Source organism: Bradyrhizobium sp. 172 (genome assembly GCF_023101065.1).
In the GTDB taxonomy this organism is placed as follows: Bacteria; Pseudomonadota; Alphaproteobacteria; order Rhizobiales; family Xanthobacteraceae; genus Bradyrhizobium; species Bradyrhizobium canariense_D.
In genome coordinates this window covers 5,090,745-5,106,294 of sequence record NZ_CP064701.1, presented here as the reverse complement: position 1 = coordinate 5,106,294, position 15,550 = coordinate 5,090,745, and the positions used below count along the sequence as shown (strand labels likewise).

The window sequence follows — 15,550 nt, the reverse complement described above, 5'->3', positions numbered from 1 at the left end:
CTAAAGCATATGAAAACGACGCACATTCCGCCGGTGCGCCGACGGCTGCTGGTGCGCTCTCCTTCATGCGGGACACGCGCGACATATGCTGACGCTCTATTCGCCGGAGTCCGCGCCACGGACCGCGTAGGCGCTGGGCTTCGATGCGGAGAAGCGCAGAAGCCCTAGAATCGAAGGATCGACGCCGGTTCGCCGGCGACAGAGGATGTTGAGGACGATGGTCGCTAACGCGAGCGACACAGTGGCCGAGATCGCTGCGCCAAGAACGCCGAGCCAGGGAATGAGGACGAGAAATCCAACCAGCCGTAGCGCTACGTTCCCGGCAATCACGGGGACATACTCGCGCTCATGGCCGGTCAGTTGCAATATCGCCGCAGACGGACCGCCCGCCGCCTGGACCGCCATTCCGATCGCGAGCACGATCAGGACCCAGTGCTGCGCAGCGAAATGTGGCCCGAACAAGTTGAGTAGATGGGGACCTCCAACCCAGATCAGGAGGAGTCCGCTGACCACGCACACCGCGGTCACTTCCGCCATGAGCCGCAACGTTCGCTCGAATTCCTGATGGTTCTTGCTGAAGTACAGCGAGGGGAGCCGACGTGCGCCAAAGCTGTACAATGCGGCCGACAGCATGGCGAAGATGTTGGCCAGGCGCGAAGCGGCAAAATAAATTCCGGCGGTTGCCGGGTCCAGCATCCAGTAGACCAGAATGACGTCGAAATACTGGTTCGCGGCTTCGAGAATGGATGCGACCCAGAAATGAAGCGCGCTCGATCTCCAGCGCGACGGCTCGGAACGCACCGCCGTGCCGCGGAAATCCGGTAGAACTCGCGCAATCGCGATGATCTGTGCGACCAGTCCGACCGACATGGCAATCGTCATCACGGCGATCAATTCGGCGGGATCAAGCTGCCGATGGCCGAACATGATTGCGAGCAGAAACAGCACCACGCTGACTCGCCAGAAGAACTCCCTGTTTCCTTCCCCCATGAGAATGCTGACCAGCGAGCGTGCGATCTGGCTGCCAAGCATCAGTCCGGCATTCACGGCTGTGTAGGCCGACACCGCGACAACCAGCAGCCACGAGGCGCCTTTGATGTTCGCGCCGATCGCGATTGCGCCGATCGCAATCAGCATCGCGACGGAGGAAATCTTGAAGCTCGATAGCAGCACGCCCTTGGTGAGATCAGGCTGATTTCCCACCCGATACTCGTTCAGAAATCGCACCAGCAGCGATTCCTGGCCCACCAGACCGACGACCGCTGCCATCTGGGCGACCGAAAGCCAGGTCGCAAAGATGCCAAACCCATCGGGCGACATCGTTCGTGCCGCAAGCGAGAACAACGCGAACGCAAGCGCGCCGCTACCAACCTTGAGAAGGATGGTTCCGGCAACACCGCGCGTCACGTCGCGCCGCATGAACTGGACGATGGATTCGATCATGGAGATTTAAGGGGCAACTTCCCCTGAAGAGACATTTTCCGATTACCTGCGACAGCCTAGCATGCCGAAAAACCGCGAGTGTTAATGGACGGCCTCCATGATCCCGCCGGCCGCGGCGACGTCGCGGCCATGCCTGTTGCTTCACTATGGAACATCGCTGACCCCATTGTCCCAGATAGAGCAAAGTGCGGCCCGGTCGCGTGGCGGCAGAGCGCCGCATCGACGGCCGATGAGGCGAGATGAGCCGTTGGAATGCGGACCGGCTCGGCGGGAATGGCCATCCCGAGCAAGGCGCGTGCCGGATCTCATCGGGCCGGGCAGGTCTCCGCTGCGTTAACCGAGATATCGAGAAATGATCGCGTTTGGTCCTGCGATGCGACATCAGGCGAGAGAATTGCACGGGCAACCATCGTTGACCGTGGGAGCCTGGACCATGACGGCGGATAGCAACGTGACCGAGCCGAGCGCTGGATCTGCGACCGCGGCGATCGTCGTCGACATCGCGATCGTCGGCGGCGGCCTTGCGGGCTCGCTCGCGGCGGCCGTGCTCGCGCGGGCAGGGCATCGTGTCGCTCTCGTCGACAAGCGCGCGGTCCATCCGGACGAGTTTCGGGTCGAAAAAATAGGCGGCCGTCAGCTGGAGATGTTGCGCAAGCTGGGCTTCCTCGATGCGCTCGACAACGTGGCCTGTCGATATGATCAGGTGCTCAACATCAGGGAAGGCAAGGTGGTCGATGTCAGCGTCGGCCGGGCTTACGGGCTTCCATATGCCGATCTCGTCGCCATGGCGCGCAGCCAGCTGCCTGATCCGTCCAGCCTCATTGTCGATGAGGTCACTGCGGTCAATTGTCGCGACGATCTCCAACATGTCGAGCTCGCGTCAGGGGGGCGCATAACTGCGCGCCTCGTCGTGCTGGCCACGGGCATGGCGGGCGTGCTCGGCTACAAGCTCGGCATCAAGCGGCGCGTGCTGGCCGAGCGCCATTCGGTTTCGTTCGGCTTCACGATCGCCCGCCGCGACCACGCGCCGTTCGATTTCGAGGCGTTGACCTGTTATGGGGAGCGCACAGCGGACGGCATCGATTATCTCAGCCTGTTTCCCGTGCGTGCCGGCATGCGGGCAAATCTCTTCATGTTCCGAGACCCGACCGATCCGATCATGCGCGAGCTGCGCCGTGAACCGGAGGCGACGGTCTTGCGCCTGCTTCCGGGATTGCGGCCCTACCTTGGCGACTTCCACGTGATCGACCGGGTGCAGAATTGGGTGATGCACCTGTCCGTCGTGGAAGGACATCTCCAGCCCGGAGTCGTGCTCATCGGTGATGCGTTCCAAACGAATTGTCCGGCCGCCGGCACGGGCGTCGCCCGTCTGCTGGTCGACGTCGAGCGCCTCTGCACCGAATATGCGCCGCGTTGGCTCGGGACCGAGGGCATGGGTCGGGAGAAGATTTCTGAATTCTATTCCGATCCCGACAAGGTCGCGGCGGACCAGCAGTCACTGAAGATGGCGCGCTTCCGGCAGGCCCTGACGTCCCGCAACGATATTGGCTGGGACGTGCGGCGGCGGCTGCACTTCCTGCGACGCAGTATCACCCACCGGCTCGATCAGATGCGGCCCGGCTGGCTCGCGCAGGTTCGAAGCGCGCTACGCGCCTGAGAGCGGCACCCGGTCGGCCCCTCGCACCGGTCAGCGCGTCGGCGTTGAGGTCCGGGTCGGCAGGAACCTGAACTCCGACATCCGCTTGGCGGCCAGCTTGAGCCAAGGCGCCTGTTTCAGTGCGAACAAGGAGATGGCGCCCGTGGTGCTGCCCGCCTGCGTGACCGTCCACATCGGTGAAGGCTGAGCGCCGAACTGCTTCTTGTAGGGCTCGTCGCCGATGGTGAAATCGAGCATCTGATCCCCGCGCTCGATGCAATCCTTCGCCACCTGCTCGAACATCAGCGCGCCCAAGGACTGGCTTTTGTATCCGGCAATGTCGAAGGCGCCCATGATCACGAGGAAGCTGCCGTGATGGCTGAGTCCGAGCACGGCTGCGATGACCTCGCCGTTCATCTTCATCGCATAGAGCCGGACAAAGGAGCCGAGGCCGCGCTGCGCCACGTCGGAATAGAAGCCGTAATATTCGGGGCGCTGGAGCAGATCTCCGTCGCCGTGTGCCTGAAAGCGCGGCCCGCGAAATTTCTTCATCACGTCCAGCACCTCCAAGACAGCGGCACTGTCGCGGCAGCATGAAAAACTCAAGTCCCCCTTCTTCTGGAGCTGCCGGGCTTTCTTTGCGAGCTCCTTCTGGTAGGAACGGTCCAGCGCACTGGCGCGCCATTGCTCGAACGGCGCGACCAGAACGGTCGCATAGGCATTGGTGTCCATCGCTATGCGGCGGGGCGCAGCCAGCAGGTTCTCGATCGGAAGCCGTCCATCCGGCAGCTTGGTCATCCGGAGCAGATCGAACGGGCGGACGAGGCACCGGATTTCTGCGCAGGCACTCTCGTCCTTGAGCAGCTCGGAAAATACCTGCGGGCTGCATACGGGCGCGAGGTAGTCGGAAACGCGGAGGTCGGCGAATTCGACGGTCCGTATCGGGCCGCGCCGGATCCGCAGCAAGGGCAACACCATCGCAAGGGCGCCCGTCGCGCGGTGGCGGACCACGACAACCAGAGGAGTTGCGCTCACATGAGACGCGAGCCTGGTGTAGAGGGTGTCGAGCCAAAGCGGATGCTGGAACGCGGTGGCGGCCGAGTTGTCGAACAGCTCCGCGTAGTCCGGCGACAGGAAGTCGAATCCCTGCTCGATGGCGATGTCGAATGTGTTGCTAGGTCTGTTCATACGCAACCAAGAAAGCAGATGGCTCGGGACGATTGATGGAGCCGGATCTACGCTCTATAGCAGGGTCGTTACGGGGGAGACACCGGCGGCGTATGATTTGCATTAATCCTTCGAGCGAGGCGCGTATGGTTACCAAACCGCTAATTCCTCATCGAGCGGCCTCGCAGCCGAAACAGCCACGACCGCGTCAACCCCCCTCGTCAGAAATATTCCACTTTACCGAAATTCGGTTTTAGCGTATGTGTCGTCCATCCCGGCTCATCCTTGAGGGGCGATCTTGTGGTCGTCATGTTCGCGAGCCGGGCTTGCGGTGGACGCGGCAGCGTTCGGGTGCGAGAGGCTAAGGGCAGGGCGGATTGCTCTCCGTGAGCCCAGGCTGCGTTCCGACGAGCGGCGCTGCTAGGCTTCGTCTCGTCTGTAAGTTTCCGGCTCCGTCGACAGGGCTGGGAAAACTGCGGCGAAATGGCGAACCGTGCGTACGGCAAAAACCGTGTGGTCCTGGCCGTCGTTGCTACGGTCAAGCCCTGGCGAATGCGGCATCTGCGTCAACCGGCGCGGTGGCGGTGACTTTCGTTGGGACGAGGGAGGCCAAAGAGAACTCGGCTCCCGGGAGAGCACGGCATAAGCCGTCCAACCATCGCGCAGGGAAGGCCGAGTGATTGGCTACACCTGTATGCTGCTGTGCGGTTTTCCTGCGTGTGCTTTTCGCGCAGCGGACCGCGGGTGCCAGCCGGCACCCGGCCTTCCCTGCGCCCTCTTGGACAAGAGGGTGAAGCGACCAAGCAAAGCTCGGGCGAAATGCGCCGCGAGAACGCGAAGGCGTGTCCGTCTACCTCGAGATTCCGGTTCGAGCACCGATGTCTTGTCCCTAACGCTAGGGACAGACACGTTGCCGCGATCCGCTTAGCATGATCCGCCCGCTTGCTCGGGACCGCAGGAGGGAACGCGTATGTCGGACGACGTGCCTTCTGGGCAGCGTCGGTGCGTCCCGGAGAGCAGTGCAAGCTCGAGCCGGGGCGCCCGATGCAGCCGGCGGAGTCATCAAAGCGGACAGGGAGGAACGGGACATGAAGATCGGTTTCGCGCGAGCCTCGCTTCTTGTGGCATGCGTCCTTTTTGGAAATGCTGCTCACGCGGACATCAAAATTGGAATTGTGATTTCGGCAAGCGGCCCGGGATCCGCTCTGGGACAGCCGCAGCTCAAGACGGTTGCAGCTCTTCCGAAAGAGATCGGTGGAGAGAAGGTGACCTATATCGTCCTGGACGACGAGTCGGATTCGACCAAAGGGGTCCAGAACGCACGCCGGCTGGTGATCCAGGATAAGGTCGACGTGCTGGTCGGCTCCTCTCTGACCCCGGTGACCATGCCGATGCTGGATGTCGCGCTCGAATCGAAGACGCCGCTGCTGTCGCTCGCTGCCGCTACGGCCATCGTTCAACCGATGGATGAGAAGCGTGCCTGGGCTTTCAAGGTCGTTCCCAATGACGACCTCATGGCGGCCGCCATCCTCAAGCATATCGCGACATCAGGCGTGAAGACGCTCGGCTATATCGGCGTTTCGGATGGCTACGGCGAGGGCTACTACAAGGAGGTGAGCCGCCTCGCGCCTGCGTTGGGGCTGACCGTAGCCACACATGAGGTCTACGCGCGCGCCGACACCAGCGTCACCGGTCAGGCGCTGAAGGTGATGTCGACCAATCCCGATGCCGTCTTCATCGCGTCCGCAGGAACTCCGGCCGTCCTGCCGCAGCAGGCGCTCCGCGAGCGCGGATACGCCGGGAAGATATTTCAGACACACGGCGTGGCCAGTGAGGAGTTCATCAAGCTCGGCGGCGCGAACGTCGAAGGTGCGGTATTCGCGGGCGAAGCTTTTACCATTGCCGCCGATCTTCCCGCAGGAGATCCGTTCCGTCGTTCGACGGAGGAGTTCGTGACCGCGTATGAAGCGGCGAACGGACAAAAGCCCAACATGTTCGCTGCTCACCTCTGGGATGTCGTGGCACTGATCGGAAAAGCTGCACCGGATGCGCTGAAGACGGCAAAGCCTGGCACAATCGAATTTCGCGCGGCGCTGCGGGACGCACTCGAGCGTGGGCAGAACATCTATCTCAACAATGGGCTGTCGAACATGAGCAAGGCCGATCACAACGGCTATGATGAGCGCTCGGCCTTTCTCATCAAGGTCGAAGGCGGGAAGTTCCGCCTGGCAAAGTAGCGGCGCGCCGATGCACGATCTGGTCTGGTCCGCCTCAGACCCAGCCGCCATCGACGATGTAGTGCTGGGCTGTGCAGGCAGAAGCCTCGTCGGAAGCGAGGAAGATGGTGAACTTCGCGACCTCGTCGGGCATGAGCTTGCGCTTCAGGCATTGTCGTTGCATGAGCTCGACCTCGCCCTGGGGTGTCATCCATTTATCGAGCTGGCGCTCAGTCATGATCCATCCCGGCGCTATCGCGTTCACGCGGATATTGTAGGCGCCGTAATCGCGCGCCAGAGAGCGTGTGAGACCGATCACACCCGATTTGCTGGCGGTGTAGGCGGCCATGCCGCCTTGTCCGGCGATCCACGATACCGAGCCGAAATTGATGATAGCGCCGGCGTTCGCCGCCTTCATGTCCGGCAACACGGCCTGCGCAGCAAAGAACTGGTGCTTCAAGTTGACCCCGATGCGGTCGTCCCAATATTCCGGTGTCATTTCCTCGGTGCTGTGCCGCTCGTCATGCGCGGCATTGTTGACGAGGATGTTGATCGCGCCGCGCACATTGCGCGCCTCCGCGACACCGGCACGTAACGCGGCAATATCGGTCAAGTCGACACGCATGAAACGCGCGCTAAGACCTTGATCCGACAGCTCGCGTGCCAGCGATTGGCCCGCGTCGACATTGATGTCGAAGAACACGACATTGGATTTCTGCTGTGCGAAGCGCCGCACGATCGCAGCGCCAATTCCCGATGCGCCTCCGGTGACGAGAACGACCTTGCCGGCGAGGTCGGAATAAACGGCAGCCATGGATATCCCTCGATTTGCGTTGGGGGCAGCGCGACGCGGCCCGACTCTCCCGCTCACCTTAGCGACCTCCCTCGTGAGGTGCATAGGTCAGAATTTCAGTTGCGTACCTCAAAAATCGAAGGCAGGATTGCATCAAAGAATAAGAGCCCTTGGGAGGAATGTGATGAGACTGCTCGGGAAACTGGGACTAGCCGTTGTCGCATGCCTGTTCGGAGCGAAACTCGCTGCGGCCGAAACGACGGTCAAGTGGCTGCACATCGAGGCCAACCCGGCCCAGGTCAAAATCTGGGAGGAGGTTGCGCGCGCCTATGAGGGGTCGCATCCCGGCGTCAAGGTCGAGATGCAGTTCCTCGAGAACGAGGCCTACAAGGCCAAGCTGCCGACCATCCTGCAATCCAGGGACCGGCCCAACATCATCTACAGCTGGTCCGGCGGTGTCCTGAAGACGCAGATCGAGGCCGGCGTGCTCGACGACATCACCGATTCCGTGAAGGGCTACAGCGACAGTCTCACACCCGCGGCGCTCGCCGCCTTCACCAGCAACGGCCGTGTTTATGGTCTGCCCACGGCGCTCTCGCAGGTCGGCTTCCTCTGCAACAAGGAGCTGATGGCCAAGGCGAAGGTCGACCCTGCCGGGATCAAGAGCTGGGACGATCTGCTTGCTGCCGTGAAGACGTTGAAATCCGCCGGCGTGACCCCGATCGTGGTCGGCGGCGCCGATAAGTGGCCACTGCACTTCTACTGGACGCATCTTGCTGTGCGCATCGGCGGCAAGGCGGCGTTCGATGCGGCGCTGCGTGGCGAGAACGGCGGCTTTGCCGGGGAAACCTTCCAGAAATCCGGCGAGCTGTTCAAGCAACTCGTGGATCTCCAACCGTTCCAGAATGGCTTCCTGGGTTTCAAGAACCCGCAGGCGGTCGGCTATTTCGGCGACGGCAAGGCGGCGATGACGCTCGCGATCAGCACGGTCTATCATCTGCAGCGCGCTCTCGCCGCCGACAAGATCGGATTGACCGAGGACAAGATGTGCTGGTTCGACTTCCCGGTCGTGACCGGCGGTAAGGGCGCGCCGACCGATACGCTCGGGGGCATCACCGGTTGGCTGATTACGAAAGGCTCGCCGAAGGAGGCTGTCGATTTCCTGAAGTACTTCGTCTCCAAAGAGGTGCAGACGCGGCTTGCCGCCGGCAACTTCATCATCCCGGTGGTGCAGGGCGCGGATGTCGGCCTCAACAACGGCTTCATGAAGCTGATCGCCGCCAATCTGGCGAAGTCGAACTACCACCAGAACTTCTATGACCAGAGCCTGGGTCCGTCCGTCGGCCGCGTCGTCAACGACGTCACGGCCGAGATCGCCGGCGGCAGCATGAGCCCGCAAGAGGCTGCCAAGGCGATCGAGGCGGCGTGGAAACAGGGCAACTGACGGTGACGCGGCGGACCGCGAGCGTGTCGGCGATCGGCGCTGCTGGCGAGATGGTCCCGCAGGTCACGGTCCGTGGCCCGAGTTGGGACGGCAGGCTGACGGTGCTCATCCTGTTCCTGCCGCCGGCGCTGCTGTTGTTCACGTTGTTCGTTGTGCTGCCGATCGGCGAAGCAGCTTGGTACTCGGGCTTCAATTGGAACGGATTCGGCAGGCCGACCAACTGGATTGGCCTGGACAATTACCGCTTTGTGCTGGAGACCCGCGCCTTCTGGCTCGCTCTGCGCAACAACGGCCTGATCATCGCTGTTTCGCTCGCCATCCAGCTGCCGCTTGCGCTCACCCTGGCCTTGATGCTCGCCGAACGCTTTCGAGGGGCGGTGGCGCTGCGCATGCTGGTCTTCATGCCCTATATCCTGGCGGAGATCGCAACCGGGCTGATCTTCAGCTTCGTCTATGATGGCGACTACGGCCTTGTGGCCTCGATCTGGCGCAGCTTCGGCGCCGAGCCGCCGCATCTGCTTGCATCGACGGATACGGCCATGCTGGCGGTGCTGATCGTGGTCGTCTGGAAGTACTTTGGCTTCCACATGATGCTATTCATCGCAGCGCTCCAGGGCCTCGACAAGAGCCTGGTCGAGGCGGCGCGTATCGACGGCGCGACCCGATCGCAAGCCTTGCGACATGTGGTCATCCCCTTGCTCTATCCGACGATAAGGCTATCCGTGTTCTTCGCCATCGTCGGCTCGCTGCAGCTGTTCGACCTCGTCATGCCGCTGACGCGCGGGGGGCCAGCGGACTCCTCGAACACGATGGTGAGCTTTCTCTACAACAACGGCATCTCGCGCATGCGGGTCGGCTACGGCAGTGCCATCGGCGTCATTTTGTTTGCGATCTGCGTGACCTTTGCCTTCACGTACAAGCGATGGTTCATGCGCGATGAGTAATGCCAAGGCGATCCGCGCGCCATTCGATCCCGCAATGCTGTTCAAGCTGGTGTTCCTCGCCGTCGTCGCCATCATCGTAGTGGTCCCGCTGCTTGCGACCTTGTTCGGTGGTTTCAAATCGCTCGGCGAGCTGCGCGTCAATCCGTTCGGCCTGCCACGTCACTGGGAGTGGCAGAATTACGCCGACATCCTGTTCTCGGCACGCTACTGGCAGCTCTTGCGCAACTCGCTGATCATCTCGACCCTCACGGTGGCCCTGACCCTGATCGTCGCCTCGATGGCGGCGTTCACCTTCGCCCATATCAGGTTCTATGGCAGCTCGATGCTGCTGAGCTACCTGACGCTGGGCCTGCTGTTTCCAGCCGCGACAGCGGTGCTGCCGCTCTTCATCAAGGTCCGCGATCTCGGATTGCTCGATACATACTTTGGCGTTGCGCTGCCGCAGACGGCTTTCAGTCTCGCCATGAGCGTGCTGCTGCTGCGGCGTTTCTTCAAGGACATCCCGTACGAATTGCTGGAGGCCGCGCTGGTCGACGGCTGCAGCTATATCAAATTCTTCCGCTATGTGACCCTGCCTTTGTCCCGGCATATCGGGCGACCGTCGGTACCATCACTTTCGTCAACAGCTGGAACGCCTATCTGCTGCCGCTGGTGATGCTCAACACCGACGCGCTCTATCCCTGGCCGCTCGGTATCATGATTTATCAGGGCGAGTATTCGTCCGAGTGGCATCTGATCCTGGCCTTCATCACGTTGACCATCCTGCCGACGATCATTCTCTTCCTCCTGGCGCAGAAGCACATCGTCGCAGGCCTCACCGCCGGCGCGGTCAAGGGATGAACGGTACCTCACGGAGATCACAATGAGAAAAGTCGGCATCGGCATCATCGGCTGCGGCAATATCAGCACCGCTTATCTGAAGGCGGCCCAGCGCTTCGCGGTCATGGAAATCAAGGCGCTCGCCGATATGCGCAGCGATGCGGCAGAGCGGCAGGGCGCCGCCTTCGGGTTGCCGGCGATGCGGGTTGATCAGCTGCTCAAGCGAGACGACGTCGAGATCGTCATCAATCTCACCGTGCCACTCGCCCACACCGACGTCAGTCTCGCAGTGCTGAACGCCGGCAAGCACGTTCATTCCGAGAAGCCGCTCGGCATCAACGTCACGGAAGCGCGCAAGGTGATGGAGCTCGCTGCGCAGAAGAGTCTTCGCGTCGGTTGCGCACCCGATACGTTCCTTGGCGGTGGGCACCAGACCGCGCGCAAGCTGATCGACGATGGCGCGATCGGCACGCCCGTGGCCGGCAGCGCCTTCTTCGGCTGCCCCGGCCACGAGCGCTGGCATCCGGCGCCGGGTTTCTATTATTTGCGCGGCGGCGGGCCTATGCTTGACATGGGCCCGTACTACATCACCGATCTCGTGCAGCTGCTCGGCCCCGTGGCGAGCGTGATGGGTTCGACCGCGCGCCCGAAATCCGAACGGCTGGTCACCAGCCAGCCGATGAACGGAACGCTGATCCCGGTCGAAGTTGCGACCCATGTCGCCGGCACGCTCGAATTCGAGAGCGGGGCGATCGTCTCGATCGCGATGAGCTTTGACGTGCCCAAGCACCGGCACGCGCCGATCGAGATTTATGGCGACAAGGGCAGCATGCTGGTGCCGGACCCGAACCGCTTCGGCGGCGAGGTGCAGGTCGCCAAGGCTGGCGGCGACTGGGAGCCGGTCCCGCTGACCCACGGTCATGTCGATGGCGAGTTCCGTTCCATTGGCGCCGCCGATATGGCCTCCGCGATACTGAACAACCGGCCGCATCGTGCGAGCGGCGCGCTCGCTTTCCACGTGCTGGAGGTGATGGAGGCGTTCCAGATCTCTGCCGACGAAGGCCGGCGCGTCAAGATCGAGAGCCGCGTCGAGCGGCCGGCGATGCTGCCGGCCGGGCGCGAAACCGGACAGATCGACTGAGGGAATGACCATGCGCAAGGCAATGATTGTATGGGGCGGCTGGCCGGGACACGATCCCGATCTCTGCGCTTCGATGATCCGCGGCTGGCTGAAGGCTGAAGGCTTCGAGGTGCGGATCGAAACCACCACCGCCGCGTTCGCCGATCCCGCGATTCACGACCTGTCACTGATCATCCCGATCTACACCATGTCGAAGATCGAGAAGGCGGAAGCGCTCAATCTCTGCGCTGCGGTCCGAAGCGGCGTCGGGCTCGCCGGCCATCATGGCGGCATGGGTGACGCGTTCCGCGATTCCGTCGACTACCAGTTCCTGTGCGGCGGGCAGTGGGTTGCGCATCCCGGCAACATCATCGACTACAAGGTCGACTTGACGAAGCCGGATGATCCCATCATGAAGGGCCTGAAGAGTTTCGAGCATCGTTCCGAGCAGTACTACATGCATGTCGACCCCGCCAACGAGGTGTTGGCGACGACGACCTTCACCGGCGAGCACGCGCCCTGGATCGAGGGCGTGGTAATGCCCGTGGTCTGGAAGAAGCGATACGGCGCGGGCAGGGTGTTCTATTCCTCGCTCGGCCACCGCGCCTACGAGCTCGACGTACCGGAGATCCGGACGTTGATGACGCGCGGCATGCTGTGGGCGGCGCGCGAATGAATGCTGGTGCGAGCCAGCCGGTGATTCGTGCCACGCTTGAGGACGTTGCGCGCACGGCGGGTGTTTCGCTCGCCACGGTCGACCGCGTCGTCAACCGGCGCGAGGGCGTGCGCGCCAAGACCGTCGCGCGGGTCGAGGCCGCGGTGGCAAAACTCGGCTATCGAGCCGACGTCGCGGCCGCGCGGCTTGCCCGCGGGCAGACGTTCCGCTTTGCCTTTGTGCTGCCGACGGGCAGCAACAGCTTCATGACCAACCTGACCGAGCAGGTCCAGCGCACCGCAGACTGGCTCGCCGGCCAGCGCGGCTTCATTGATATCCTGCGTGTCGACTTGTTCGATCCGGACGTACTCGCCGCCGCGCTGGAAAATCTCTCGCCTGCCTATCAGGGCGTCGCCGTGATCGCGCTCGACCATCCCAGGGTGCGCGCCGCGATCGACGAACTCACTGCGCGCGGGGTCGCTGTGGTGACCCTCGTGTCGGACGCGCCGAGCTCGCGCCGGCTGCACTATGTCGGCATCGACAACCCGGCGGCAGGCCGCACCGCTGCAACGCTGATGGGACGGTTCCTCACTGGTCGCAAGGGGACGGTGGCCGTCATCGCGGGATCGTTGTCGCTGCGCGATCACACCGAACGGCAATTCGGCTTCCACCAGATCCTGTCCAGCGAATATCAGAGCCTAGTCGCGCTGCCGGTGATCGAGGGCCGCGACGACAGCGAGCGCACCCGGGAGCTCACTGCGGCACTGCTCGCGCGCCAGCCCGATCTGCGCGGCATATACTGCTGCGGCGCCGGGAACCGTGGCATCGCCGACGCGCTTGAGGCCTCGGGACGGGCGCGCGAGGTGGTCTGGATTGCCCATGAGCTGACCCAATACACGCGGCGTTTCCTGGTCCGCGGCACGCTCGATGCCATCATCAACCAGGATCCCGGCCACGAGGCACGGTCTGCGGCGCGAGTCCTGCTCGCGCATTGTTCGGGTGAGCCGATCAGCCCCGACCAGGAGCGCATCCGCATCGACATTTTTCTGCGGGACAATCTGCCGTAGCCTCGACTGACCTGCGGGGCGCATCAGAAGCTCTCGGCCATTGCGGCCAGGCGTCGATGGGCTCGTTCGCGAGCCACCTCAATGGGCTGTTGCGGTCCGGTGGTTGGTCCGATCGGAATGAAACGGACATTGCTGATGCCGACAAAACGCAAAATTTCGCGCAGGTAAGGCGCTGCCATGTCGATGCGCCCGCGATTCATTCCGGTGGCGAAATCGCTGCCACTGGCAATGATGACGATGGTCGGCCGGTCCTTCAGCAACGGGATATACCCCAGCGACGGATCGAACCGAAAGGTGAGCCCGGGCTGGACGATAATGTCGAACCATTGCTTGAGCTTATAGGGAATGCCGAAGTTCCACATTGGCGTCGAAATCAGCACCCGCTCGGCGAGCGCTAAGCGCACCGCCATCCGCTCGGCTTCCGCGAAGCTGTCCCGCTGCGCGTCGTTGAAGGCCTGCGCCTTCATCCGTGCATATTTGGCTTCGACAATGGGGCCTGAAAATTCCGGCAAGCGCTCGCGCCAGAGATCCATAACGTCCACGTCCCAGTCGGGCCGAGCTCGGCGAAAGCCGTCGAGGAAAACGCATGCGCCGGCGCCTGACCAGGAGTCGCCGCGGGGCGAGCAAGACAGGTGCAGGAGCTTCGCCACCGCTCATCCCAGCGCTTTGATGACCGCATCGGCCTTGGTCACGACGGCGACGTTCTGCATGGCGAAATTGATCGACGCGGCGTGCCAATCGGCGTTCATGGTCGAGCAGCAATCCTCGGGAACGATCATGAAGTAGCCCTTGTCGGCACCGGTCCGCGCTGTGTGCTCAACTGACATGTTGGTCCAGGCGCCGGTGTTGATGATCATGTCGCGGCCGGTGGCTTTCAGGATCGTTTCGAGCCTCGTGCCTTCCCAGGCACTCATTCGCACCTTCTCGACCACGAAATCGCCGGGCCGTGGTTCGAGACCTGACACCGGTGCCGCCCCCCAGCTTCCGCGCACCATCGCCTTGCTGTCGACGAGACCCTCGAACAGCGGCGCATTCAGCGTCACGCCGGGCGCGCCGGGCTCGACGACGAACCAGACATGAATGATGGCCACGCCTCGCGCCCGCGCCGTTTCGGCTAGGCGGCGGACATTCTCGACGACGCGCTGCTGCTTCGCGTGACCTGGCGCGCCGGAATCGGCAAAGGCGCCGCCATCCATGATGACGTCGTTCTGGAGATCCTGGATGATCATGGCGCAGCGTCGCGGGTCGAGCTGCATTTCGCCGTCGGCAAGGATGGGGGCAGCGGAAGCAGAGCCCGCGGCCGCAGTGCCGCTGCCTCGCTTGCCGCTCATATAGGGCTCGTGGCGCGGTCCGACCCTGGTGGGAATTGCATAGACCGAGTGCGTCGAAGTCAGGTACAGCGTGCGGAAATCCGGCCCGCCCCAGGTAAGGTTGGCGACGAGTTCGGGCAGGCGGAGCTTGCCGAGCAGCTCGCTCCGCGGCGAATAGACCCAGACCCCGCCGGGTGCCGTAACCCAGACGTTGCCGTGCTGGTCGCACTTCATGCCGTCGGGCAAGCCGGGCTCGAGCTCGGAGCGGATGGCGCTCGCGAACACCCGCGCGGTCGACAGGGAACCGTCAGAATTGACATCAAACACGCGGATGAGTGCCTGCACGGTGTCGTTGACATAGAGCAGTTTCTCGTCGGGCGAGAAGCACAGCCCGTTCGGCTGGTCGAACAGATTGCGGTCCACGACGAGCTTCGGGTCGGCGCCGGGCACGACGCGATAGACGCCCTGGAAACCGAGCTGCCTCGGCCGCTCGACGCCATAGACCGGCATGCGGCCATACCAGGGGTCCGAGAAATAGATCGCGCCGGAGGAGTGCACGCAGACGTCGTTGGGGCTGTTGAGCTCCTGTCCCCCAAAGTGCGAGGCCAGCACCTCGCGCCGTCCGTCCGGCCGCTCGCGGATCAACGACGATGTCGCGTGCTCGCAAACGATCAAATTGAGCTCGGCGTCATAGGTCATGCCGTTGCATTTGTTCGAGGGACGCTTGACCTCGGCGACGCCGCGCCGCGCATCCCAGCGCCGGCGCACGTCGCCCGGCATGTCTGAGAACAGCAGATAATGATCCACCGGATGCCAGATCGGTCCTTCCGTAAAGTCAAAACCGGTGCCGATTTGCGCGACTGGTGCGTAGGGATCGATCAGGGTCTCGAATTCGGAGCGCAAGGTGACGTGGGTCATCGGTCGATCCTCTGGCGT

General features: G+C 62.9%; 12 protein-coding genes and 1 pseudogene. 8 read left to right on the top strand and 5 right to left on the bottom strand.

What is annotated here, in order from left to right; translation table 11 throughout:
* Positions 1 to 96: 96 nt before the first annotated feature.
* Positions 97 to 1,443 (bottom strand): polysaccharide biosynthesis C-terminal domain-containing protein, encoded by a 1,347-nt coding sequence (locus tag IVB07_RS24725; RefSeq protein ID WP_247766711.1) that lies wholly within the window; start codon positions 1,441 to 1,443, stop codon positions 97 to 99.
* A gap of 433 nt (positions 1,444 to 1,876) precedes the next feature.
* On the opposite strand from IVB07_RS24725, the gene IVB07_RS24720 reads away from it, so the two are divergent.
* Positions 1,877 to 3,100, top strand: a complete 1,224-nt coding sequence (locus tag IVB07_RS24720) for an NAD(P)/FAD-dependent oxidoreductase (RefSeq protein WP_018458716.1) — start codon at positions 1,877 to 1,879, stop codon at positions 3,098 to 3,100.
* A 30-nt stretch (positions 3,101 to 3,130) separates the two neighbouring features.
* On the opposite strand, the gene IVB07_RS24715 is transcribed toward IVB07_RS24720, so the two are convergent.
* Positions 3,131 to 4,267 carry a GNAT family N-acetyltransferase gene (locus IVB07_RS24715; protein ID WP_018458717.1) on the bottom strand — a complete coding sequence of 379 codons (1,137 nt, stop codon included), beginning with the start codon at positions 4,265 to 4,267 and terminating at the stop codon, positions 3,131 to 3,133.
* A 1,067-nt stretch (positions 4,268 to 5,334) separates the two neighbouring features.
* On the opposite strand from IVB07_RS24715, the gene IVB07_RS24710 reads away from it, so the two are divergent.
* Entirely contained in the window at positions 5,335 to 6,483 is a 1,149-nt protein-coding gene (locus IVB07_RS24710) for an ABC transporter substrate-binding protein (RefSeq protein WP_018458718.1), read from the top strand.
* A 34-nt stretch (positions 6,484 to 6,517) separates the two neighbouring features.
* Here IVB07_RS24710 and IVB07_RS24705 read toward each other — a convergent pair whose 3' ends face one another.
* A complete protein-coding gene (locus IVB07_RS24705; protein ID WP_018458719.1) occupies positions 6,518 to 7,276 on the bottom strand; it encodes an SDR family NAD(P)-dependent oxidoreductase in 759 nt (252 codons plus the stop codon).
* Between the two features lie 163 nt (positions 7,277 to 7,439).
* Between IVB07_RS24705 and IVB07_RS24700 the strand changes: the two genes are divergently transcribed.
* From IVB07_RS24700 to IVB07_RS24675, 6 genes and pseudogenes are all read left to right on the top strand, one after another.
* The gene (locus tag IVB07_RS24700; RefSeq protein ID WP_018458720.1) at positions 7,440 to 8,699 is read left to right on the top strand and encodes an extracellular solute-binding protein; all 1,260 of its coding nucleotides are present in this window, start codon (positions 7,440 to 7,442) and stop codon (positions 8,697 to 8,699) included.
* A gap of 50 nt (positions 8,700 to 8,749) precedes the next feature.
* On the top strand, positions 8,750 to 9,643 hold the full coding sequence (locus tag IVB07_RS24695) for a sugar ABC transporter permease (protein ID WP_088930799.1): 894 nt from the start codon (positions 8,750 to 8,752) through the stop codon (positions 9,641 to 9,643).
* Positions 9,636 to 10,483: pseudogene (locus IVB07_RS24690) on the top strand (carbohydrate ABC transporter permease). The gene IVB07_RS24695 and the pseudogene IVB07_RS24690 overlap by 8 nt, the downstream one beginning before the upstream one ends.
* Positions 10,484 to 10,505: 22 nt before the next feature.
* A complete protein-coding gene (locus tag IVB07_RS24685) occupies positions 10,506 to 11,603 on the top strand; it encodes a Gfo/Idh/MocA family oxidoreductase (RefSeq protein ID WP_247299704.1) in 1,098 nt (365 codons plus the stop codon).
* Positions 11,604 to 11,613: 10 nt separating this feature from the next.
* A complete protein-coding gene (locus IVB07_RS24680) occupies positions 11,614 to 12,258 on the top strand; it encodes a ThuA domain-containing protein (protein ID WP_026233644.1) in 645 nt (214 codons plus the stop codon).
* Positions 12,255 to 13,304 carry a LacI family DNA-binding transcriptional regulator gene (locus IVB07_RS24675; protein WP_247766709.1) on the top strand — a complete coding sequence of 350 codons (1,050 nt, stop codon included), beginning with the start codon at positions 12,255 to 12,257 and terminating at the stop codon, positions 13,302 to 13,304. Before IVB07_RS24680 ends, IVB07_RS24675 begins: the two co-directional genes overlap by 4 nt.
* Before the next feature lie 23 nt (positions 13,305 to 13,327).
* On the opposite strand, the gene IVB07_RS24670 is transcribed toward IVB07_RS24675, so the two are convergent.
* Positions 13,328 to 13,954, bottom strand: coding sequence for an NAD(P)H-dependent oxidoreductase (locus tag IVB07_RS24670; RefSeq protein ID WP_026233646.1), 627 nt, complete (start codon positions 13,952 to 13,954; stop codon positions 13,328 to 13,330).
* A 3-nt stretch (positions 13,955 to 13,957) separates the two neighbouring features.
* On the bottom strand, positions 13,958 to 15,532 hold the full coding sequence (locus IVB07_RS24665) for an isochorismatase family protein (protein WP_085394193.1): 1,575 nt from the start codon (positions 15,530 to 15,532) through the stop codon (positions 13,958 to 13,960).
* Between the last annotated feature and the right edge of the window lie 18 nt (positions 15,533 to 15,550).